At 36.1% G+C, this 21,984-nt stretch carries 23 protein-coding genes; 5 read left to right on the top strand and 18 right to left on the bottom strand.

The features are described from left to right. Positions 1-155: 155 nt before the first annotated feature. The gene (corA, locus tag ACIQAA_RS19895) at positions 156-1,112 is read left to right on the top strand and encodes a magnesium/cobalt transporter CorA (RefSeq protein WP_402622642.1); all 957 of its coding nucleotides are present in this window, start codon (positions 156-158) and stop codon (positions 1,110-1,112) included. A 51-nt stretch (positions 1,113-1,163) separates the two neighbouring features. On the opposite strand, the gene ACIQAA_RS19900 is transcribed toward corA, so the two are convergent. Further along, on the bottom strand, positions 1,164-1,475 hold the full coding sequence (locus ACIQAA_RS19900; protein ID WP_402622644.1) for a hypothetical protein: 312 nt from the start codon (positions 1,473-1,475) through the stop codon (positions 1,164-1,166). 217 nt (positions 1,476-1,692) lie between these two features. Here ACIQAA_RS19900 and ACIQAA_RS19905 point away from each other — a divergent pair, with 217 nt between their 5' ends. Both ACIQAA_RS19905 and tatA read left to right on the top strand, forming a co-directional pair. Next, positions 1,693-2,715 (top strand): M42 family metallopeptidase, encoded by a 1,023-nt coding sequence (locus tag ACIQAA_RS19905; RefSeq protein ID WP_402623000.1) that lies wholly within the window; start codon positions 1,693-1,695, stop codon positions 2,713-2,715. A gap of 16 nt (positions 2,716-2,731) precedes the next feature. Further along, positions 2,732-2,947 (top strand): twin-arginine translocase TatA/TatE family subunit, encoded by a 216-nt coding sequence (gene tatA / locus ACIQAA_RS19910; RefSeq protein ID WP_402622647.1) that lies wholly within the window; start codon positions 2,732-2,734, stop codon positions 2,945-2,947. Between the two features lie 30 nt (positions 2,948-2,977). Here the strand turns inward: tatA and ACIQAA_RS19915 are convergent, their stop codons facing one another. Further along, positions 2,978-3,103, bottom strand: coding sequence for a hypothetical protein (locus ACIQAA_RS19915; RefSeq protein ID WP_402622650.1), 126 nt, complete (start codon positions 3,101-3,103; stop codon positions 2,978-2,980). 182 nt (positions 3,104-3,285) lie between these two features. Between ACIQAA_RS19915 and ACIQAA_RS19920 the strand changes: the two genes are divergently transcribed. Next, complete coding sequence (locus ACIQAA_RS19920; protein ID WP_402622652.1) at positions 3,286-3,711, top strand: hypothetical protein; 426 nt, start codon at positions 3,286-3,288, stop codon at positions 3,709-3,711. A gap of 28 nt (positions 3,712-3,739) precedes the next feature. Here the strand turns inward: ACIQAA_RS19920 and ACIQAA_RS19925 are convergent, their stop codons facing one another. Then, a complete protein-coding gene (locus ACIQAA_RS19925; protein WP_402622654.1) occupies positions 3,740-4,336 on the bottom strand; it encodes a hypothetical protein in 597 nt (198 codons plus the stop codon). 288 nt (positions 4,337-4,624) lie between these two features. Here ACIQAA_RS19925 and ACIQAA_RS19930 point away from each other — a divergent pair, with 288 nt between their 5' ends. Further along, positions 4,625-5,848, top strand: coding sequence for an NAD(P)/FAD-dependent oxidoreductase (locus tag ACIQAA_RS19930; protein WP_402622657.1), 1,224 nt, complete (start codon positions 4,625-4,627; stop codon positions 5,846-5,848). A 143-nt stretch (positions 5,849-5,991) separates the two neighbouring features. On the opposite strand, the gene ACIQAA_RS19935 is transcribed toward ACIQAA_RS19930, so the two are convergent. The 15 genes from ACIQAA_RS19935 to ACIQAA_RS20005 all read right to left on the bottom strand — a co-directional run bounded on the left by ACIQAA_RS19935 (position 5,992) and on the right by ACIQAA_RS20005 (position 21,633). Beyond that, positions 5,992-6,972 carry an ABC transporter permease subunit gene (locus ACIQAA_RS19935; RefSeq protein ID WP_402622660.1) on the bottom strand — a complete coding sequence of 327 codons (981 nt, stop codon included), beginning with the start codon at positions 6,970-6,972 and terminating at the stop codon, positions 5,992-5,994. Next, positions 6,965-7,876: an ABC transporter ATP-binding protein gene (locus ACIQAA_RS19940; RefSeq protein WP_402622662.1), complete on the bottom strand. Its 912-nt coding sequence runs from the start codon at positions 7,874-7,876 to the stop codon at positions 6,965-6,967. The genes ACIQAA_RS19935 and ACIQAA_RS19940 overlap by 8 nt, the downstream gene beginning before the upstream one ends. Before the next feature lie 13 nt (positions 7,877-7,889). Beyond that, complete coding sequence (locus ACIQAA_RS19945) at positions 7,890-8,666, bottom strand: SGNH/GDSL hydrolase family protein (protein WP_402622665.1); 777 nt, start codon at positions 8,664-8,666, stop codon at positions 7,890-7,892. Positions 8,667-9,101: 435 nt separating this feature from the next. After that, a complete protein-coding gene (locus tag ACIQAA_RS19950) occupies positions 9,102-9,257 on the bottom strand; it encodes a hypothetical protein (protein ID WP_402623003.1) in 156 nt (51 codons plus the stop codon). Positions 9,258-9,409: 152 nt separating this feature from the next. Beyond that, entirely contained in the window at positions 9,410-9,925 is a 516-nt protein-coding gene (locus ACIQAA_RS19955; RefSeq protein ID WP_402622667.1) for a hypothetical protein, read from the bottom strand. A gap of 409 nt (positions 9,926-10,334) precedes the next feature. Further along, positions 10,335-12,557 (bottom strand): helix-turn-helix domain-containing protein, encoded by a 2,223-nt coding sequence (locus ACIQAA_RS19960; protein WP_402622669.1) that lies wholly within the window; start codon positions 12,555-12,557, stop codon positions 10,335-10,337. A gap of 155 nt (positions 12,558-12,712) precedes the next feature. Next, positions 12,713-14,320, bottom strand: coding sequence for an extracellular solute-binding protein (locus ACIQAA_RS19965; protein WP_402622672.1), 1,608 nt, complete (start codon positions 14,318-14,320; stop codon positions 12,713-12,715). An 88-nt stretch (positions 14,321-14,408) separates the two neighbouring features. After that, positions 14,409-15,308 carry a carbohydrate ABC transporter permease gene (locus ACIQAA_RS19970; protein ID WP_402622674.1) on the bottom strand — a complete coding sequence of 300 codons (900 nt, stop codon included), beginning with the start codon at positions 15,306-15,308 and terminating at the stop codon, positions 14,409-14,411. Positions 15,309-15,338: 30 nt separating this feature from the next. Beyond that, a complete protein-coding gene (locus tag ACIQAA_RS19975; protein ID WP_402623005.1) occupies positions 15,339-16,292 on the bottom strand; it encodes an ABC transporter permease in 954 nt (317 codons plus the stop codon). Positions 16,293-16,353: 61 nt separating this feature from the next. Beyond that, positions 16,354-17,157 carry a sugar phosphate isomerase/epimerase family protein gene (locus tag ACIQAA_RS19980; RefSeq protein ID WP_402622677.1) on the bottom strand — a complete coding sequence of 268 codons (804 nt, stop codon included), beginning with the start codon at positions 17,155-17,157 and terminating at the stop codon, positions 16,354-16,356. 2 nt (positions 17,158-17,159) lie between these two features. Next, a complete protein-coding gene (locus ACIQAA_RS19985; protein WP_402622680.1) occupies positions 17,160-18,056 on the bottom strand; it encodes a sugar phosphate isomerase/epimerase family protein in 897 nt (298 codons plus the stop codon). A gap of 21 nt (positions 18,057-18,077) precedes the next feature. Then, the gene (locus ACIQAA_RS19990; RefSeq protein WP_402622683.1) at positions 18,078-18,881 is read right to left on the bottom strand and encodes an alpha/beta fold hydrolase; all 804 of its coding nucleotides are present in this window, start codon (positions 18,879-18,881) and stop codon (positions 18,078-18,080) included. 27 nt (positions 18,882-18,908) lie between these two features. Beyond that, positions 18,909-19,751: a sugar phosphate isomerase/epimerase family protein gene (locus ACIQAA_RS19995; protein WP_402622685.1), complete on the bottom strand. Its 843-nt coding sequence runs from the start codon at positions 19,749-19,751 to the stop codon at positions 18,909-18,911. Positions 19,752-19,755: 4 nt separating this feature from the next. Then, the gene (locus ACIQAA_RS20000) at positions 19,756-20,748 is read right to left on the bottom strand and encodes a zinc-dependent alcohol dehydrogenase (protein WP_402622688.1); all 993 of its coding nucleotides are present in this window, start codon (positions 20,746-20,748) and stop codon (positions 19,756-19,758) included. 21 nt (positions 20,749-20,769) lie between these two features. Then, on the bottom strand, positions 20,770-21,633 hold the full coding sequence (locus ACIQAA_RS20005; protein ID WP_402622691.1) for a sugar phosphate isomerase/epimerase family protein: 864 nt from the start codon (positions 21,631-21,633) through the stop codon (positions 20,770-20,772). Positions 21,634-21,984 lie beyond the last annotated feature (351 nt).

Here is a 21,984-nt window from a genome sequence, read left to right on the forward strand (position 1 = left end):
ATTAAAAGTCTTATCCTTACCATTCCTTTTACTTTGGCATTTTATTCCGCAAAAAGGCAAGCCCTATCCAAAATGCTGACCGTACCTTTTGAAAAAAGCGTTGGTTATCGTTATGATTATGTATATTGATTTTTTATAACGAAGGATGTTTTATTATGATGAGCCTAATAGGTATTACAAAAGAAAATACGATAGAAAAGCAAGTTTCTATTCATGACTTAAATCTCGATAAATATAAATGGTTTTGGGTAGATTTTAATGAACCTACAGATGAAGAGGTCCAGCATTTAACGGAAACTTTTCATTTCCATCCCCTGGCTATTGAAGATTGTTTATACAAATCACCGCAAAGACCTAAGCTGGATTATTATGACGACTATACATTTTTTATTACCCATATTGTTCGTGAGGCCGAAAAAGAAGTGATAAAAGAGGAGCTGGACTTTTTTGTAGGAGAAAACTTTATCGTTACATTTCACCTAATGCCCTCTATTGAGGTCTCTCAAGTAATGGGAAGGTTAACCACCCAAAAAGACATTGGTAATTTCACTACCCATCATGTGTTTTATGAAATCCTTGATAAAATAGTAGATAATTACTTCCCCATTATTTATAAAATTGAGGATATATTAGATGAAATTGAAGATAACACGCTAAATAATCCAATGAACAACCTACTTAAAAAATTATTTGAAACACGCTACATGTTATTGAACCTGATGCATACGGTTAATCCTATGCGTGATCTTCTTTACCGAATGTTAAACTCGCAGCATTTGGTAACCATTATTAAGCGAAAAGAATATTATTCTGACATCTACGACCACCTATTAAAATTATCGGAAATGACGATGGCAAACAGAGAAATCACGGCAGACATTAGAGATAATTACCTTTCTTTAAATTCTCATCAGACAAATAATGTGATGAAGGTTCTAACTATTATGACTTCTATATTTGCCCCGTTAACCTTTATTGCAGGAATTTTTGGGATGAATTTTGAAAATATGCCTGAATTATCATGGAAGTACGGCTACCCATTTTCTCTAATGCTGATGGGCGTCATTGGATTTTCGCTGTTTCTGTGGTTTAAGAAAAAAGGATGGTTTTAGCCCGAACTAGAGAAAAAAGAAAGACTAGGCTGCTCTAGTCTTTTTTACTGTTCATTCCCAATTTTTATACGTAACCGTTCCTCCTGTTAAATCAATCGTGTTCCGCTCACCCTTATAGTAGGTCCTTCCGTCCTTTTCAAAAATATAATTTTCATAGGTAAATACCTCTTTCCCATCTGGAAGATGGACAACCACTTTGGAACCTAGATTTTCTTCCGGCGATTCAATTTTGATTGAACTTTGATAATAATATCGAAACACGAAGAAGCCCATTGTCACTATGAGAAAAGTTAGAATGAAAAAAAATGGTCCCTTCCAAGAAAATGGCTTCGTCTTTTTGTGATATAGTTCAAGCCTGGTCATTTTTCTCCTCCACTTTATTTATTTGATAATTTAGAATTATCCCATTTATCGCCATTTCAAACGGTTATTAACCGTCATCACTTTCAAAACTATGCAGAACCAACGCAAAAGTTGACAAGTTTTGTTTTTAGATTGATTTTTAAATATGATGTTATAATAGGAAAGAGTTAATCAGAAAGGGGATTTAGCTTTGACAAACAAAAACACAGAGGAAACAATGAAATTACTTGTGGATTTAGTATCAATCCCGAGTCCATCAGGAAATACCAATGAAGTGATTTCCTACGTAGAAAAATACCTCGCAGAATTAAAAGTTGAAACAAGAAGAAACCGCAAAGGCGGTCTTATCGCAACATTAGATGGAACGGAATCAAGTCAGCACCGTATGCTTACTGCACATGTGGATACGCTCGGTGCCATGGTTAAGGAAGTAAAGTCAAACGGACGACTAAAAATCGACTTAATCGGTGGATTTAAGTACAATTCGATTGAAGGTGAATATTGCCAAATCGAAACGAGCAGCGGAAAAAAATTCACAGGTACGATTCTTATGCACCAGACCTCTGTCCACGTTTATAAAGACGCTGGAAAAGCGGAGCGCAATCAAGAAAATATGGAAATTCGAATTGATGAAAAAGTACATAATGCTGAGGATGTTAGAGCCCTAGGAATTGAGGTTGGCGACTTTGTTTCTTTCGATCCACGCGTAGAAGTTACTCCTAACGGATTTATTAAATCCCGTCATTTAGATGATAAAGCCAGCGTGGCGATTCTTTTACAATTAATCAAGCAATTAAAAAATGAAAACATCCAATTACCATACACAACACATTTCTTAATCTCAAACAATGAGGAAATTGGATATGGCGGCAACTCTAATATTACCCCTGAAACAGTGGAATACTTAGCGGTCGATATGGGTGCTATGGGTGATGGTCAATCCACCGATGAATATACCGTTTCTATCTGTGTGAAGGATGCCAGCGGACCGTACCATTATTCACTTCGTAAAAATCTAGTACGGCTTGCAGAAGAAAACAATATTGAATACAAACTAGATATTTATCCTTTCTATGGGTCCGACGCCTCCGCAGCGATTCGTTCTGGTCATGATATCGTACACGGCTTAATTGGTCCAGGGATCGATTCCTCACATGCTTTTGAACGCACACATGAATCATCGATTGAAAATACAGCAAAGCTTTTATACCACTATGTTCAATCTAATTTAGTTATTTAAAAAAGGAGATCACGTTATGCTTTCAAATATTGGTGTACCCGGATTAATCTTAATCCTAGTCCTTGCCTTAATTGTCTTTGGTCCGAATAAACTGCCTGAGATTGGCCGTGCTGTCGGGAAGTCCATTCGCGAGTTTAAGCGTGCAACGGAAGGAATCACAAATGATATCAAAGAAGAGTTTCAGGATGACCTGAAAGAGGCACAAAAGGAAAGAATTGACCTTAAAAAATAAGTGCAAGCTGCATGAGCAGCTTGCATTTTTTTATCGTCGTGATTTATCTGCAAATGCTTGAAGTTGATTGACTAACTTCTTCCTCGCCTTATCATTTCTCAGTAAATAAGCTGCCCCTAATGCGGCTGTTGTCAAAAGCATTCGATTTCTTGCCATCTTAATTCCCTCCTTTATTACTTTACTACTTAAATGTTCCCTGAGATTTATCTTTTTAACAGTAACAGATTATTTCAATTTACGTCACCGAATATTTATAGTATTCTAAATTTAAAGATAATTATAAAAAAAACGTCTAGATTCCTCTACCCTTCCATCCCCATAAAAGGTGGTGTTTTTAAATGTATTTTCATTTATTTGCTGCCCTCTTATTTTTCGGAATTTCCCTTTCAATACCCGCAATTCCTGAAACCTATATGGTGGCAGTAATACTTTCCGGCTTTTTAGCTCTCCTAATCTTTTTAAAAAATCTATATCAACACGTAAATAACAAATTCCTTAATCAAGCAATAAAAGCTGAAAATGAAAATATTACTAACCTCTCCTCATTCAAGGGTAAGTTTGTCATGATTCGAAATGAAGAATCACCATTATCTGATAAATTCACTTTTATGATATTTGATGACGGCTCGATTGAGATTCCCCTTTTTTGCAGAAACGATAACGTTATACAAAAAGCATCACACTCTAAAAATGAGTTAATTGTGTATTATAAGGACTATATCCTTGTGAAGGTAGAGGAAATTGAAAAGACACCAAATCCATAAAGAGTTTGGTGTCTTGTTTACTTCAAGATTATTCTGCTAACATTGCTTTGATTTTCTCGTTATGTTGTTTGGATTGTTCTAGCAATTGATTTAGCAGCTCTGCAGCCTGCTTATCATTTTTCGCCTCAACTGCAGCCTTAAGTTCATGGAAGGTTTTCCAATGCCCCATAGCCTTACCGCCATGTGCTTTTTGAACAAATTCCTCTTTCGTGATTTTCCCTTCATCTAATTGTTTCTTTAACTCCTGGATTTTTGCCATTTTCTCTTGCTTCCACTTTTCGCGCTTCTGTGCATTTTCGGGACTTAGCCACTTATTTCTTAATTCTTTTTTCTCTGCTAAAACCTTAGTCCATTCTGCCTTTTTATCCGGAGTATATTGATCCACCCATGCCAGCAGTTTTTGTTCACGCTCAGCCATTTTTGCCTGCCAGTTTTTGTGGCTATGGACTTGTTTTTCACAATCACACTCTTCTGTATCCTTCTCTGCTTCTTTATCCTCGGAACCTGGTGCTGTTCTTTTTTCAGCTTGTTTTTCACTGTTATCTGGCGTCATAACATTTGCTGATGTAAACCCTGGCATGGCGAGTAACAATCCTAGCATCATGATTAACAATCTAAATTTCATTTCATTCTCCTTCTTTCTTTGCTATATTCGTTCAAAATTTAACCAGTCATTAAATTTGCACGAATTTATCATTCCCTGTATGTCGAAAAAAAATTTACCAATTCGACAAATTTTAATGAAAAAACCTACTTGTTTATTGCTATAAGGTATCGTATTCTATGAATATAGAAGATATGTGAAACATTTCACAAAACAAACTAGCCGAAAAGCTCTAATTTTTTAACATTTAATGTGAAATATTTCACAATGGATATATCGTAGATAATTATTGTTGGGAGAGGGATTAATATGAATAAGCCAAAAATCGTAATCTTAGGAGCCGGATATGGCGGTATCATCACTAGTAAGAAGCTTGAGAAGTTGCTAAAATCTGGAGAAGCAGACGTTACGTTAATTAATAAACATGAATACCATTATATTACGACACAGCTGCATAAAACTGGAGCTGGTACTGCAGCCGATCGTCAAATTGCTATGGAAATTCCGGAGTTAATTAATCCGGAAAAAACAAATTTTATCAAGGGCAATGTAACGGGTGTTGATGTTAAAAAGCAAGCAGTGCACCTTGAACACGGCATAACTGTAAAATATGATTACCTCTTGATTGCTTTAGGTTTTGATATTGAAACCTTTGGAATCCCTGGAATAAAGGAACATGCCTTTGCTATCCGAAGCTTTAGAAGCACGAAAGCCATTTATAATCAAATCGTAAGACAATTAACTCAATATAAAGAGGACAAGGATCCATCACGCCTAACTTTTGTTGTTGCCGGCGGAGGATTTACAGGAGTTGAAATGCTTGGTGAACTAGCTGAAGGACTTCCTAAGCTTTGTAAAAAGTATGATGTCCCATTTGAAGAAGTAAAAATTGTTGCTGTCGAGACTGCACCATCCGTGATTCCGTTTTTCCCTAAGGAATCGATCCAATATACGACAGAGGTTTTAGAAAAGTTTACTATCAAAATGTATATGTCCACAAAAATATTAGAATGTACACCTGAGAGGGTCGTACTTGAAAATAACATTGAAATTCCAACACGAACATTAATTTGGTCATGTGGTGTGAAAGGTAATCCAATCGTTCAAAACTGTGGTTTACCAGTTGAAAAAGGTAAACTCCCAATTGATTCCTATCTTCGCGTTAAAGATACGAAAAACATCTTTAGTATTGGGGACTGTTCCTTATTCATGAAGGATGAAAAAAATGCCCTGCCTCCAACAGCACAGGTTGCCCTGCAGGAAGCTGATGTTTGCGCAAAAAATATTGTTGCCGCCCTTCGAGGAGGAAGCTTAAAAGCTTTTGAATATCACCACAAAGGTTCTGTTGCCTCAATTGGAAACTTTGCTGCTGTAGGGAAAGTTGGAAATTTTAGATTATCTGGATTATTTGGTGCCTTTATGAAACAAGTCATTGAAGCTCGCTATTTATTAAACCTTGGCGGACCTTCCCTTATCATGAAACAACACTTTGGTGTGAGTAAAGAACCAGTGAAAATGACTGCTAATCAGTAATTTAGTTGAACCAATGGAGTTAGGACTCCCTCCCTTTCGCCCATTGATTAGAATATCCCTTATCTATACCGCTGCCTATATCCCCCAATGTCAGGCAGCATAACCACCTTTCAACGTGAAAGGTGGTTTTCTTTTACAAATTATTAATAGACATCCTTTTTTGTAAATACATAAAAGGAAACAAATAATCCAGCAGCCCACCAAATGAGAAGGACCATCATCGAAAAAGACAATGTCATCCCTTCGATTGGCGGCGGATTTCCATTCATGTAGTTTGTTAACTTTAAATTTACCATAAAGAAATATTTTGCTGACTCCCAGGAAGAAACCATGTTACTAAGGATTGCACCTGAAATGAGAGCTGCTAACATCACGCCCATTCCGGCCGCCGTACTTCGAATGAGAACGGATAACATGAATGAAAGTGTCCCGACTACGATGGCCACTAGCCAAACAAGGCCAAAATCCATTAATAAAAACTGCCATTGATCGATTAACTTCACGCTGGCAGTATTTAGACCCGCATCCGTTACACTAAACCCAGTCAACACCGGGGCTCCCCAGCCTTTATAGCCAAACACCAATCCTGAAATACTGTAGGACAGCAGTCCGGCAATGGCAACAATTAAGGAGATGGCAAGTATAAGCGTTATATACTTACTTAGAAGGACCTTCCACCTCTTAACTGGTCTCGTCAACAGCAGCTTAATTGAGCCTTGACTGTGTTCAGAAGACACGATATCACTGGCAATTACCATAACCATTAAAGGAATGAATAATTCAATCGAATTTTCTAAAAAGATCCTCATAAACGTAGGAGCACCTGGCTCTGATGGATTTATATCGTGATCAAGGTAATATTGATTTTGCTGTAAGGCAATTTGGAGCTGTTGTTTCCATTCATCAGAAATCCGGGGGCTGCTGATACGATTTTGCTGATCAATAATCGTTTGTTGTATGATGGTCCGCCAATCGTCGGTTCCTAACTTTTCTCTTTGCCTTTCATTCTCTTTAAATTGTGCATACGTAAATAATGCAACCAATATACCAATAATAATCGCTATTACCACTAATCTCTTTTTAGCAATCAGTTTCATCATTTCATTCTGAATGAGTTTATTCAATCGAGTCACCCCCGGTTAGTTCGAGGAACAAATCTTCTAATACTGGCATTTTGCGATACATCTCCGTCACCGATACTTCTGCTTCTACCAGCTTTTTATTCCACTCAGCAGTCTTCATTTCATCGTATTCCGTCGAAATCGTCCCATCTTCTCTTTCTTCTATTGTTGTGACGGAACGCAACACCTCTTTCCCCTTTTCAAGCGGATGAAAACGCCAAACTACCCGTTCACGATTGGATAACAAGTTATCGACTGTATCGGTTCTAATCACAGTTCCTCTAGAAATAATCGCCACTCGATCACATAATAATTGGATCTCACTTAATAAATGGCTCGAAACTAGAACGCTTAGTCCTTCCTCTTCGGCAAGAAAACGGATAAATTCCCGCATTTCTCTGATTCCAGCAGGATCTAATCCATTCGTTGGTTCATCAAGGATTAAAACCTTAGGTCTTCCTAAAAGGGCCTGTGCAATCCCAAGTCTCTGTCTCATCCCTAAGGAGTAGGTTTTAACCTTATCATGAATACGATCTTTTAAACCTACAAGTTCCGTCACCTCACTGATTCGCTCGTCACCAATTCCATCGAGCATCCGCGCAAAATGGAGCAGATTGTCATAACCAGACAAATACGGATATAATTCAGGGTTTTCAACAATACAGCCAAGATGCTTCATTGCTTCCTCAAAGTGGTCGACAATATTATAGCCGCCAATTTGAATACTTCCGGATGTGGGTTTAATTAATCCGACCAGCATTCGGATGGTTGTCGTTTTCCCTGCACCATTTGGACCTAAGAAACCGAATACCTCACCTTCACTTAGCTCAAAACTAATTCCTTTGATGATTTCTTTTTTGCCAATGACTTTTTTTAAATTATGTACAGATAACGTAATATTCTCCATATGGCTTGTCTCCTTACCAGGTTAGCAATGAAGCCACTCGTTCAGCAATTAAACGGTACCCTTTTGTATTAGGATGGAACTTGTCAGTATACAAATAATCATTTACCTTTAACTCAAAAAGATCGAATGTTGGTACGAAGACGATTTTTGGAAAAGCTGCACTTAATTCAGCACTTTGATAGTTCCAGTGACGGACGACTGCAGACATCTCTTTCCCCTGCTCTAAATCAATAAAGGGATTATATAAGCCGATAAAAAAAACATTCGCTTCACTATTGCTTGCACGAATCTGTTGAAAAATAAAATTCATATTCTCGAGGAATTTCTTTTCAATATCCGCAATATCAGCTGTATCTAACTCTTGTAAACCTTGTCCGCCTCTGAACAAGTCATTGCCGCCCATTGTTACTAAAATCATATCAGCACTTTGCAGCTGCCGCTTCACTTCGGTTTGCTGAATTTGCTCCTTAAGCTGGTCAGATCGTTGACCACTTACGCCAAGATTGGTCAGCCGGACATCCTGCTTTGATTTTTCCTTCATTTCGTCCATAAGGACACCTACATAGCCCTTTCCGGTTTCATCACCAGTTCCTCTAGTTAAGGAATCACCTATGGCAACAATATGCAAGCCATCTTTTTTGTCTTCTTTCTTTTCTATATTGGTTTTCTCTGGGATTTTATCCGGTTTCCCTGCATAATATTCAGATACAGCCAAGCCAAGTCCGACCAGCCAGAGGAGGCAAAAAAATACTGATACCATGGTTACAGACCTTATGACGTTTTTATTCACACAGCTTCATCCTTTCTGGCTATTTCTACCTTTTATTTAATCACAATTACTGAATGAATCAAACTTTCAAGACAGAAAAAAACCGATTTCCAAAACGGAAAGCGGCTGTTTGATAACTTGTATTTTTATAGAATCCTGATATATCAATATATATATACGTCATCCCTTTACATCTCATAAGGGCATGCAAGTAAATCTCTGAAGTAAAACAACTATTTAGAATTATAAAAGACGCTATCAATTCCACAATTGAAGGGAGTCAATCAATTTGTCTATCCATAAATTATTAACAGAATTAAGTAGTAACCAATTTAATCCTTTATATGACAATCCAAATAAATTACCTAATAGAAAGGGTGTTTTTATTATTTGTATTAAAAACAATAAAAACTTGCCATATTTGTGTATCATCCACCCCCAAAAACAATTCTTATCTTAATTTAACCCCAAAGGTTGAAGAATTTCATCCAATATCTTCCCCTTATATATGGTTACTGCTTGTTTTTGAGTCATAACATCAGGGTTTTTCATTAAGTAGTATTTCTTAACAAACATCATATCTTTTGCGTCTACTTTACCGTCATAATTGATATCTGCTCTCGATCATTTTATATTAAATTTTTCTGAAATACCACATCCAGAATATCAATGACGTTTTCATAGTTAACGTCCCCGGCTCTCATGGATCCATAAAAGATATGCTTCAGTTTTCCAACATCCTGACCTTCATAAAGATCTACTACTTAATCGATCTTTGCATGTCTCACAAAGTGTCCTGGTACTTTTACAACAAGTTCATAAGATTGATCATTTAAAGGAAGACCTTTAATAGAGAACCTAGCATTACTTCCGATTGTTCCATCGTAGCGCTTTCCGTCCTCGCCAATCATATATACAACTGCCCCGATCTTTGAATAATCCTTTGTTGTATCGATATAAAGGAATCCAGGAGGAATAAAGCCATCTGGTAAGAATCCAGCTTCAAGAACGGAATACGTTGGAAGAATATTGATTCCTCTACCAAATTTGTTATTTAAAGTCACTGGCGCTTGATTTAATATATAAGCTTTCGCCGATTGAATATTGATTTGCTGAATCCATTTTGTATAAACATCTGGATTATCTTTCACTTTAAAAGTGATGGTTGCCATTGGAATATTTTCATTAATTCCAGATGAAGGTGTAGCTCCTAAAGTGGAAACTAATTTTAGAAAATAATGCCAATTCTTCCGTTCAAATTTAATAAATAATCTAATCACTTCATAAGAAGTAACCTTTATACTAACCCAACATACTAAAACTTATCACACTAAAATCATGTATTTCTCACCAAAATGCAAAATATGGTAATTAGGAATATCTTAGAACAATCGGGATGTATTCAGGCATACATTATCATATTAAAAAGAACTCGTAGTGGGTGGCTATTGCAAAATGGATAAATTAATTGAAGCACCCCAAATATATAGAGAGGAAATAAAAGGGTAAATCACTTATGGTAGTATGTACTAACCCTTTTTCGTTAGGATATTGACTTTTGGAGTCCATCTGTTGAATGATAATCAGTATAAAATTAAGCCCCCCTTTAACGCGGTCCCTTTTCTGTTTTTTATTAAATTAAAAACTCGTTTCCAGTAAGCTTGTGAGCATGGCGTACCGGTCCGAACTTTATTTACTTATAGACATTTTTTTACGATATTCTCCAGGAGAAATATCAGTTACTTTTTTAAAAGCTCGAATAAAAGAAATGTCACTAACATATCCAACTTGTATTGAAATGTTCTTAATGGATTCATCTGTTTCCATTAACAATTTTTTAGCTTTTTCAACTCTAATTGTGATAAGGAAATCAATAAATTTCTCATTAAATTCAGTTTTAAATAATTGGCTAAGGTACTTTGGATTAACTCCGAATCTATCACTTAAAAAATTAAGTGATAAATCAGGATTCATATACCCTTTTTTAATATATTCTTTCACTTTCTTCATTAGTTGATGGTTACTATTTGCCTCCTGAATAGAAACAATCCTTAAATATAAAATAGATAAGTTTTCAAAAAAATGATGTTTAAGTTCAAGTAAAGTTTCATATTCTTTTAAAGCAACATTTAATGCTACAACACTGTGGTTTTTCCAAATCGGCTGTAGTTCTTCCACCATTCCACAGTCTAAATGAAAAATAAAATAATTTAGTAGATTTTTTATATCGTCATTTGAAAGAACATCCTTCTGAATCTCCCTAAATAACTGCTCAAACTTCACAATCCACTTTTTATCTCCTATTCGGAATGCGTATGCAATCTCCCTAACTAGTTGGAGATAATTAAACAATTCCGGCTGAGGGATATTTTTAACCGTAGTGTATTGAATTAGACGATTCGTTCCTTTTACTAACTTAAACTTTAAAGCATGGTTACATTCTTTATAGGTTTGAGAAATATCAGAAGTATTATTCGTAATACTCCCTACTCCAATGGTAACGGTTTGTTTTAAGTTTTGACTAAACCAAACAATTACTTCTTCACAAGATTTAGAGATAAGATCGCTAGTTTCTATATTTTTGTCACCACAAAAAATTATACATGTTAATTGTTTATTGGAAATCCATTCACCCCAGCTATAAAGTGAATGTTTTTGAAATATATCGCTTGTATTTTTTTTCATCGTATACTTTAGTGCTTCATGATCATTGGAACTATACATTTTACAAAATTCAGGGTATTGATCGAGCTCAATTACAATAACTTGTATATTGTGAACTTGTGAAGGCAAATGATATTTCTCGCTTTCCCTTTTCCACTCTGTTAAGTTAATCTGCCGTACTCCTTCAATGATCTCATAAAACATTTGTTTCTTTTGTATGTTTACCCCTTCTTCGTGTTGTTTTTGATATTCAATAGACTTTAAACTTAAATCTTCTATTGCAGACCTAATTATATTAAATTCGTTAACCTTACTTTTAGTTAACGTTTTATCAGTATGTAATGATAAAGAATGGATATTGGAGACTATTGATTCAATAGGCTTATAGTTTCTTTTAGTTAGATACACAAGTGAAATAATACTAAGAATAAAGAAAATAATTCCTACCTGTACCCAAATGCTTGATAGCATTGAAATAAAACTATATAAGTTACCCTTTTTGAATCCGCTTTCAAAAACCCATCCTGTATAATCTGATGTAACTTTTGAAATGACTTTAGCATTTTGGTCAAAAGAATCATCCTTTGTTAAAATGGGAGATTTGTTTTTTCCTTTAATTCCAATAAAGTGCAAGTCGTCATAAAATAAGCCTGTAATCATCCGTTGTATGTCATTTACCCTTACATTCGCAACAATAAAGCCAAGTTCACCGTTAACGGTATAAACCTTTCTTACTAATGAGACAACGTTTTTAGAAGCCTGACTTTCAAATTCTTTAAATTTCCGCGAATTTGTCCATTTAAAAGGTTGCTTGGCATCTTGTGGTAAGCTTGAAATAAATCTGTTATCAGGAAATTCCTTTAAATTATACATATCCTTTTCACTTAAAACAATTTCATCTTGGAAACGAACTAAATAAATAGAATCTAAAAGTGGGTTTTTTTGTTTTATCTTTTCAAATTCACTTAAAACTTGTCTATTAAGAAAGACATTATCCGTATTCTTTTGTTGAAAGAAAAGGTTAAGCACTTTATCCATAGAAAAGGTGACAAGCTCATAATCAATAGTTTCCAGAGAATCCTCTACTTTTTCTTTTGTCTGTAAAGTAAGTAATTCACTAGTTCGAATAGCATTTTTTCTTAAATGCTCATTAACTGTTTGGAAAAAAATAAAAAATAAAAATGAAGTCATTATAAAAAAAATAGGAATGTATGAAAATATCATTCTATAGTACCAAGATCTTTTCATTGGGTACTCCTTTTTGAGTATGTTATTTTAATTATAATATAATCTATAGGTGAAATAAATAATTGCAGAAGAAAACAATCGTAATCATATATACTCTCATAATAAAAAATGACCCTGTTGAAAAATACTCAAGCAGGGTCATTTAATATATTTAGTTACTTATACATATTATCGTATGCTTTCTGATACGCACTTAGATAATCAGATAATCCAAGCCCGTTAAATCCTTTAACATAATCATCCCAGTCCTTATTTATATCTTTTTGGCCGGTAATAAACTGGACAGTATTTATTTGAACATAGGTATTTATATCGGTTCTCATCTGAGCGATTTGCTGAGCTTTTTCAGGGTCTAACCAAATGGAAATAGGAAAAGTTTCTATTGGTTTATAGGAGGACATCCTATCAGTCATTTTCGAAAGGTAGACTTCATAACCGTCCGGTTTTGTAATATCCTGATTTTGTGCTCTTGCTTCAAAGATCTCCCTTGGTGTATATTTCAATCCGTTTTCCCATGTAACACTTCTCTTATCTTTATCTTCTCGCTGCCACGGTTCGATAGCGTTGTATAAAGCTGGTTTCCCATTAATACCAAATTCGCCTTCTTTAGGATCAAACCAACCAACCTCTTTTGGTCCATACATTGCATCGAGTGAACCTTCTTTTGAGAAAAGATAATCGACAATTTTGATAGCAGCAATTTGCTGTTCTTTTGTAGCCTTATCTGTAATGGCAAATGAAGCGTTGCCAACACCGCCTCCATAATAGGCAGCGAATTGTACACCTTTAGGTCCTTTTAATGGGGGAACAACTTCGTATTCTGTCCAACGGCCGTCTTTTTCAACTGTTGGGGTACAACAGCCATTTGTAAATGCACCGACAATTACATCCCCCGGATTATTATTTAGTTTATTCAATCCTTCTTCTTGCTGGGTAAATGCTTGCGGGTCAATTAAGCCTTGGTCATATAACCTGCTAATATACTCTAAGCCCTGCTTCCATTCTGGTTTATTTGCGACAAAATCTACTTTTCCATTTTCCATCGAAAAATAATCCATTTCATTGTCATAAATAAATGCATTCATTAGAAATCCGTTAGGTTCTCCATGCCACGCTTTAATTGCACCAGTCAGAGGAATTTCATCCTGTTTCCCGTTTCCATTTGGATCGTTTTCTTTAAATGCCTTTAGTACGGTTTCAAGTTCTTCTGTTGTAGCAGGCATATTTAGACCTAATTTTTCCAACCATTTCACGTTAATATACATTTTTTGAGAGTAATCACAATGATAACATTCCTCTAAACCAGGAAGTGCATAAATGTTGCCATCTGGAGCTGTCACACCTTTTTCATAATACGGCTTTTGTTTAAATGCGGTCTTTATATTGGGTGCATGCTCTTCAATTAAATCATTAAGAGGAATAAATGCACCGTTTTTCCCAAATTTGACCTGATCATTTTGATTGAAATCCCCACCGAAAAAAATGGCTGGATAATTGCCACTTGCCATAAGCAATTGCTGTTTTTCTAATGCACCCTCTTCTGGGGATAACGTCCATTTTATTTCCACATTAAATTTCTTTTCGATTAATTTGGTTAAATCATTATTATCATAGTCTTGAATATCAGGTGATTGAACGGAAAAGGCAGGCAGTACCAAGTCACCAGATTTTGTTTTTCCCCCCGTTGTTTTTTCAGATTCAGAATTTATACACCCGGTAAGTACGATTAATAAGGAAGCTATTAAAACGAACATCTTTTTCATAATATACCCCGCTCACATGAGATTTTTATAGAACCATTCCCTTGCCACTACATATTCCTAAAAGCTACTAACCTTTGAAAGAAAGTTATTAACTTTTGATTGAACCAATCATCACACCTTTAATGAGATGCTTTTGGATAAATGGGTATAAAACAAGTACAGGTATGCTAGCAACAACGATGAGTGCATATTTCATTAGTTCCGCTACCTCTTTCATTGCAGCCAATTTAACTGGATCAGTAATAATTTGACCGGGCGGATTATTCATAATTAAAATGTTTCTCAAAACAAGCTGCAGAGGAAACAGTTTATCGCTGCTCAAATAAATTAAGGCTTCAAAATAGGCATTCCAGTTCATTACCGTGTACATCAGAACTAAAACAGCAATAATTGGTTTTGAAAGAGGAAGCACTATATTTAGAAATATCTTAAATTCATTACAACCATCCAATTGTGCAGCCTCATAAAGTTCATCCGGCAAGGTTGATTGGAAAAATGTCCGGGCTATAATTACCTGAAACACGACCAATGCTTGAGGAATAATCATTGCCCATCTTGTGTCCAATAAACCAAGTTCTTTGACAACTAAATAAGTTGGAATGAGGCCTCCGTTAAAAAACATAGTAAATACGAGAATCCCCATTATTAAGCCTCTTCCGTAAATTCCTTTTCTAGAAAGTGGATAAGCAATCAGAACCGTCATAGATACCTGAACAATGGTGCCGACAACGGTATAGAAAATGGAATTTGCATATCCCATAATTAAGTCAGGACTTTGGAAAATAGTTTTGTAAGCTATTAAAGTAGGCTCTACTGGAAAGATGCTTACACGGCCTGCTGTGACTGCATCAGAATCGCTTATAGATGCACTTACAATATGGAGTAGTGGGTACAAAATAATAAAAAGAAATAATATTAAAACAAAATAGATAAAGACTAAAAAGATTTTATCAGACGTTGAATCTCGAATGCGTGTGTTTTTAACCATTATTTACTTCACCTCTTTTTACAACGAACATTACCACAAGCTATGTTCTGAAATTTTTCTAGCAAAGGCATTAACGATAATAAGTAAAGTAAATGAAATAACAGAGTTAAAGACTCCAATTGCAGTAGAATAACTATAGTTCGCATTAAGAAGTCCGACTTTGTATACATATGTTGCAATTACTTCAGAACCTGGCAAATTCAGATTATTTTGCAGTAAATACGTTTTTTCAAATCCTACATTTAAAACGTCACCTGTGCTAAGTATTAACATGATGACAATCGCAGGTGCAATACCAGGCAAGTCAATGTAGATCATTTTTTGCAATCTAGAAGCACCATCCACCTTGGCTGCTTCATATAGTTCAGGGTTAATGCCAGCAAGTGCAGCTAAATAAATTATCGACGAATACCCCATATGCTGCCACATGTCAGTTAAGGCATATACAAATTTGAACTCGTCGGCAATTCCCATAAAGTTAATGGGCTTGAGTCCCAATTGCGTAAATAATTTACCCATCTCTCCATTTGGGGCAAGAAATAATAGAATCATCCCACACATGACCACTGTTGAAATAAAGTGGGGTGCATAAGTAACCATTTGGACTGACTTTTTAAAAAATCCCATCCGTATTTCATTTAAAAACAAAGCCAAAATTATGGGTGCCGGAAAATTAAATAACAAGGTTATAAGACTAATTTCCAATGTATTTCGAAAAATCGGCCAAAAATTCGGTGAGGAAAAAAAGGTTATAAAATGTTGTAATCCGACCCACTCACTACCCCAAATCCCTTTTACAAAATTGTAATCCTTGAATGCAATTTGAACTCCCGCCATAGGAACGTACTTAAAAATGAGAATATATGTTAGTGGAAGCAGCATAAGAATATACAGCTGCCAATATTTCTTTATCTGTTTTTTAGCCAAATCTATCCTACCATACTGAATCTCTATTGGAATGGATTGATTCTGATTTATTTCCATTTTCATCAAGTGCTATCCCCCTTTTTTGATTCAGTGTTTTATTAAGCTCAATGAGAATTATTTATTGTAAATACCTTTGCACATATTGACCATTTTTTATTGCCGCAGCATTTGGGTTTGATTTAGACCACGTCGATTCTTCTTCAACCAGAATCCAGCCATCGTAACTTGTTTTCCGAAGGAAATTCACAATACCTGTATGATCAATAATACCTTCTCCCATAGTCCGCCACTCTTTTTTCCCTGAGATATCTTTAAAATGAACGTGCTTAATGAGGGAACGACTTGTTTGGAAAACTTTCATTACATCCATTCCCCCATTTGCGATATGCCCTGAATCAGGACAATACCCAACATATCGTGTATCCAAGCCAGCAAACATAACGTCATAGTCTTCTGCAGTTCGAAATACCGATCCGTTTGGTGAATTAGGATGGTATGTGTTTATAATACCAAGGTTATGCGCTCTTTCCGCCACAGTATTTACACACTTCAAGCAATTCCGTTGACGCTCTAAAAGATTTGAACGGTCTTTCCCAGGCAGTTGGACTAGTATTAACCTTGCTTCTGGAAAATAACTTAAATAGTTTAATAGATGGTTCGCCTCCTGCTTTTCATCTTCAGTCTCCTTTCCGTTTTGCCAAGGTAAAGCCAGGGTCAATGCTGCTAACTGCAAATTTCTACTTTGCAATGCTTCAACCAGTCTCTCTGGGCTGTTAGAATAAGGACCCAGCATGCAAACTTCTGCTTCAACGCCTTGAAAACCAGCCTTTTGAATAGAATCTAGAATATCTGAAACCTTGTCTTTATACTTCTCATAAGACATTTGCCACGTATATGTCTGGCATCCAAATTTTAGTGTCATATTTACGAAACCTCCTGTATTCGATTCTTAATAAAAGGAACTGCCCTTCTTCCCCATTCTTCTACATGAGCATTGAAGCAGAAGTCAACACACCACCACTCCAAATTTGAAATGACTGGCTTAAGCTCCGTAAAAAATCCTTTAAAATCAACATAACCGCTGCCAAATTCGGCATGTGTGCTTGTTTCATTATCATGAAGCGTCCCATCCGAATCAATTACGTGAAAATGTCCAATATAGTTCTCAAGCATTTTGGCATATTCGATAGTACCCCCAGACAAAACTTCTCTTTCACCGATATGCCTTGCACCAATGACACCACTCATATAAGCATGGCTTGTATCAAATAGAATTTGAAATGCCGGATTATTCACTGATTCAACTAATCTTTTCACTTCACTTGGCTTGTTTAACCAGAAACCCGGCTCAAATTCCCAGACAATTTTCATTCCTTCCTGCTCTGCTATTTCTGCAGAGGCCTTCCAATTTGATACAAGCCGATTAAAACGTTCATTATATTCTTGTTCTGAAATCGCCTCAGGAGGACTTACCGTATCAATACGCAAAATAGTTGTACCAATATCTTGCGAGAATTGAATGTATTTCTTAATAAGCTCCAAATATTTTGATTGTTCAACCAGTGCAGGTGGAGCAGAAGTAAAATCAGGTGCATACCCTGAGATTCCCAGATTATACGATTCCATTTCTTTTCTTAGTTCTATCCGTTTGGTAACTGTATCGTAAATTTCAGGATTAGGGTGTGGGTGAAATCCATTGATTTCCACACCATCATACCCAGCCTTAGAAGCGTATTGAAGAATACGGGAAAATGACCAAGGTTCTTTTGAAAACGGACCAAAAGCAAATGCCCATGACCCAATTGAAATTTTTGGATTCAATTTCATTAACCACCTTTCGTTTTATCTATCACAGAGCAGCATAAACTCTAGCGTTTTTTCATTAAATTCACGTAACTTTTCCCAATGATGAGTATGACCTGTTCCTGGCAGGACAAATAATTCAGCATTTGGAATTTCATCAGCGATTGCTTTTGAATAACTCAAAGGGGTAAAAATGTCTATATCTCCACTTGTTACTAGTACAGGAACATTGATAGAACCAAGGCGCCCTTTTGTGTTATGTGAAATACAAGCATCACACTGTGCCTGGAAAGAGTGCAAAGGCATAGGATAAGGGTTTTGATCTCCTTCCTGTTCCCTTCTTAACAAATCGTCTAGGTGATATTTATGGTAATCAGGTGTAAAGATCCACAGCTGTAGAACGCGTGTAAACGTACTAGGTTCGCATTTTCCAGCGGTTGACCTAAACATCTCAAAAATTCTTTTCGTATACGGTTCGCATTGATCCCACGAAGCAATTAAAGTAAGGGATTTAATCATTTGTGGATAGGTTAATGCAAGTTCTTGCGCAATACCGCTTCCCATTGAAATTCCTGAAACGTGGGCTTTTTCTATTTGAAGCGCTTTCATTAATCCCGCGATATCTTCTGCCATTTCTTTTGTACTGTAGGGACCTTCAGGTTTTTCAGAACGTCCAGATCCCCGATTATCAATCAAAATGCAACGGAAGTGCTCTTCATAAACTTTTACATGTTCTTCCCATAACGAGCCATCAGCTCCTAATCCCATAATTAAAAATAAGGGAGTTCCGCTTCCTCTTTCCTCATAATACAGTTCAATACCATTCGTTTTAACTTTAGGCACACTCTCACCTCTTAAAGAGATTTTCCATTAAAGATTTTGACGAATAAATTCAATTCCCAGCCGTGCCGAATCATCATTATCATTCGAAAAAGAACGCCATAGGTGAAGCCTTGAGATTAACCCGGGAACATTTTGACCAAACGCCTCAATCGTAAGCCAGTTATCATAGGAACTTTTTTTAAGTGTTTCAAATATCTCTTTAGGGATTGCTTGACCACTGCCAGGGACACCCCGGTGGTTTTCGGATATATGAACATGAAAAATATATTCTGCGACACTTTCCCATGCCTTTGCTGTGTTGTTTTCCTCAATATTCCCATGGTGTGTATCGACTAAAAGACCTACATTTTCCATATCTACTTCTTTAATAAATCTAACTCCGTCAGCAACCGTGTTAACCACATACATTTCAAACCGATTTAATGGTTCTAAGGCCAGTTTCACATCAAGCGTATGTGCAAATTCAGCAACAGTACGAATGGTTTCAACTGCATACTTCCATTCATCTGGCTGAGGAGAGTGACCCGTAAATTTACCAAGCCCCTGAAATATTGGACCAACCATCAAATCTGCACCAACTGCTTTTGTCTTTTCTATGTTTCTTTTTAGAACGTCAATGGCAGCTTGTCTTAATTTTGGCTCTCGGCTTGATGGATCAGCCAATGTTCCGTCTAAGGCTGTAATCGTTGTTCTTTCCAAATGCAATTCGTCTAGCAGTTTAGCTATTTTCTCCGAATTTTGGTATTCAATAGGATCAATTGGAATCTCCACTCCGTCAAATCCCCAATGCTTAATCTTGGCAAAAAGCCCTTCATGTTTAGACGGCTGCGGATGATCTGTCCATAGCAACAAATTAATGCCAATTTTCATTTCTTCACTCCCACGGTTTAATAATTATTTTTCCATTATTTTGAGAAGCAGAAATTTCAAATGCTTCTTGAATACGACTCATAGGAAATGAATGTGTAATAAATCTATCAATATGAGGGGAATTTTGTATAATTTCCATAATCTTCGGATATTCATTTAGATTGTAATGCCAAGATCCTATTAAATGGATCCCTTTACGAATTAAATCAGGGCTAATCCGAATGTTTGAATCTTTCTCACATTCTCCTATAAATGCAATTTTCCCAAGCCGTTTGACACAATCAATTAATAAACGGTGTGCGGCTGGAACACCTGAGCAATCAATCCCAAAATCAGGACCTTTTCCGTTTGTTAATTCTTTAATTTTTGCTACAGCATCTTCATCAAGTGGGTCAATTACATAATCTGCACCAAGTTCTTTCGCTAAATTGACACGATACTCATTCATTTCGACTGCAATTACCCTTGCACCGCGATATTTAGCATTGATTATTGCCCCAAGTCCAACTGGACCTATACCAGTAATTAAAACTGTAGTGAAAGCATTTATCCCCATTTCCTCAAATGCGCCATGTGATGGTCCCAGTCCACAGCACGCCAATGATGCTTTTTCGTATGAAACTCCATCTGAGATTTTCTGTAGCAGCCATGAAGGTTTTGCAATATATTGAGACATGGTACCTGCGTGATAGTCCATGTTATGCTCACAATAAATATAGCTTCCTGACAAACAGTATTCGCACTCGCCACATGGATACTGCGGCATAACTACCACTCTGTCTCCAACCTTCACCTTACTTCCCGGTGTTGTTTCAACTACTTCACCTGCCCCCTCATGACCGAGACAGTCATTTTTATGGCCATGAATAAATCCTTTATATTCAGCACACATCGGAGCAGCATAAATTTTTACAAGTGCCCACCCTTCATGAAGTATGGGTTTATCTTTTTCTATCAACACTGCTTGATTTTCTCCAACAATTGCAGCTAGTTTCATCAAATCCTTCCTCCTCCTAACCTACAAGTTTACTATTTCTCGCTTTTTTAAATGTTTAAATATCAAGCCTAGTTCAGATGCCTTATTAAAAATGTAATTTAGTGCTTTGGGGAGTTGTTCCTCCGTTATATGTTCAATCATGAGAGGCGGTTCTTGTGAAAGTTTGTTTAATTCTGTTAAATAGGTACCATAATCAAGTATTCCATTGCCAAGATAAGTTTCTGTAATCTGTGTTGTGGCGTGATCAATAAGGTTAGTATCCTTCGCATGACAACTCACAATATACTCACCTAACGTTTCAAAACATTCCTTTATAAATTTTCCGTTGTAATACGCCCTTCTTGGCGACGAGACCATGTTTACTGGATCGAGGTGAACAGCAAATCCCTCTCTATTAATTTCTTTTAACATATGAAGATATAGTTTTGGGTTATCCGGAAGCACGTAACTCTCTGTTTCTAGTACAAGCTTTGTTTTTTTCGGCTGTACCTCATCTACTATTCGTTGGATAACATGAATGTTATGCTCAATATTTTTTTCAGAAAAATTGTCAAAATGAGCTTGCACACATCCATTATTATTGTAGCTTCCTCCATGCATCACACAGCACAATGCTTCCATTTCCTCAGCCTGCTCAAGCCTTTTAATAATCATTTTGATAGCTTTTTCTTGCTGGTTTAGGTCTGGGTCGGAAATATTCATGCAGAAGGCACCCATTTCAGCTAACACAATATCTGCTTCTTTAAAAGCGTGTTTATACTCTTCTCTTTCATAAGGGTCTTCAATGTACTTACAATATGCTGCCGAATAACCTAACTTTTGGTGCAGTTTAACTAATTCACCAGGATCTTTTGATTCCTTAAAAACAGGACCACCTAAACGCATTCTTTCACTCCTCAATAAAAGCATTGGTTTGATAGTCCAAGAATATGATTGTCTCAATTTATAATCAATATCGAATTTTCTGATAATTAACATTTGGATTAGAAATGAACTGAAATCTATTCAGAAAATAGTTTATATTTCACTTACATTTTTCAGGTTATAAACTTTTTTCTCTATCTCTTTGATATGTGTAATATAAGGTTTTACAAGGAATTTGAGAACAAAATGAACTGCAATTACCTTTTTGTGGGGTACTTGTGGCTCTGGTTAAACAGTATATAAGCATGCACATTTTTGAAGGAATATTAGTAAAAGAGTTTGCCCAGTTTTTGAATTTCATATTGATCCCAC

The organism is Neobacillus sp. NPDC093182, assembly GCF_044754045.1.